This is a genomic window from Micromonospora sp. M51, from assembly GCF_018070305.1.
Classification (GTDB): Bacteria; Actinomycetota; Actinomycetes; order Mycobacteriales; family Micromonosporaceae; genus Micromonospora; species Micromonospora parva.
This window is the reverse complement of the sequence record NZ_JAGPXZ010001096.1, coordinates 1-1,446: the sequence shown is the minus strand read 5'-3', so window position 1 is coordinate 1,446 and position 1,446 is coordinate 1. Positions and strand designations below refer to the sequence as shown.

The window sequence follows — 1,446 nt, the reverse complement described above, 5'->3', positions numbered from 1 at the left end:
CCGTCTCTCCCGCGCGACGACGGGGCCCGCTGCGGCGCGACCGCCGGGCGTTGTCAGTGCAGCGCGACAGCCAGGTCCGGGTCGACAGTGCCGAGGCTGGCGCGCGGAACGACAACGAGCATGACGATCAGCGCGGCGGCCATGCCGCCCGCGATGACGATCGCCATCGGTACGCTCCCCGTGCCGAACAGACCGGCCAGTGGCGCCGTCACCGCCCCGATGCCGAACTGCACCGCGCCGAGCAGCGCCGCGGCGGTGCCAGCGGCCTCGCTGTGCCGGCTCATGGCCAGCGCCGGCGCGTTCGGCAGGGCCAGCCCGGCGGCGGCCAGGACCAGCCACAACGACGCGAGCAGGGTGCCCAGGCCACCGAATCCGGTCGCCGCGAACATGACCAGCAGCAGGCCGGCAGCCGTTCCGGCGATCAGGGCGCTGACCAGGATCTGCTGCGGGGTGTAGCGGCGCAGCAGCCGCACGTTGAACTGGGTGGCTCCGATCAGCCCCACCGCGCCGGCCCCGAAGGCGATGCCGAACTGCTGCTCGTCGAGGCCGTACTCCTGCTGCAGCACGAACGACGAACCCGAGACGTACGCGAACAGGGCCGCCATCGCCAGCCCGGCGACCAGCACCAGGCCGACGAACGCCCGGTCGTTGAGCAACCCCCGGTAGTCGCGCAGGGTGGCGCTCACCCCGCCGTGGCGCCGACGCGCCACCGGAAGGGTCTCCGGGAGCCGGAACGCGGCCACGACGATCAGCAGCGCGCCCAGCACCGCCAACGCCGCGAAGACACCCCGCCAGTCGGTCCAGCTCAGCAGGCCACTGCCCAGCGTCGGAGCGAGGATGGGCGCCAGGCCCATGACGAGCATCAGCCGGGAGAAGATCCGGGCGAACGAGGCCCCGCTGAACAGGTCGCGGACCACTGCCGTCGCGACCACCGTGGCGGCCGCGACACCGAGCCCCTGGAGTACGCGCAGCCCGCCGAGCACCGTGATGTTGGGTGCGAAGACGCACAGCACGGATGCCACGATGTGCGCGGCCAGACCGACCAGCAGCGGCACCCGCCGCCCGACCACGTCGGAGAGCGGCCCGATCAGCAACTGGCCCAGCGCGAGGCCGACGAGCGTGCCGGTCAGCGTCAACTGCACGGCGGTCTCAGTGGTCTGCAGGCCCGCCGTGATGGCGGGCAGGGCCGGCAGGTACATGTCGATGGTCAGGGGCCCGATCGCGATCAACGCGCCCAGCACGAGGACGAGTTGTGCCCGCTGACGATTGGTCATCAGGTCGCCGGGCAGTACCTCGGGCGCGACGGCGGCATCGCGTCCGGTCTTCTCCACCAACTGCTTCATCATCTCGATCTCTCTGCGGAAGCTGGTGCGTCGTCACGAGCGGCGGCGCGGGGCGTCGACCGGGCCGCGTGGACGCGACGGCACGGTGTGGGGCGCTCGACGG

General features: G+C 72.4%; 1 protein-coding gene. It reads right to left on the bottom strand.

Going from position 1 to position 1,446, the window contains the following annotated elements:
* Positions 1-53: 53 nt before the first annotated feature.
* Entirely contained in the window at positions 54-1,346 is a 1,293-nt protein-coding gene (locus KBX53_RS32750) for a multidrug effflux MFS transporter (RefSeq protein WP_245233792.1), read from the bottom strand.
* Positions 1,347-1,446 lie beyond the last annotated feature (100 nt).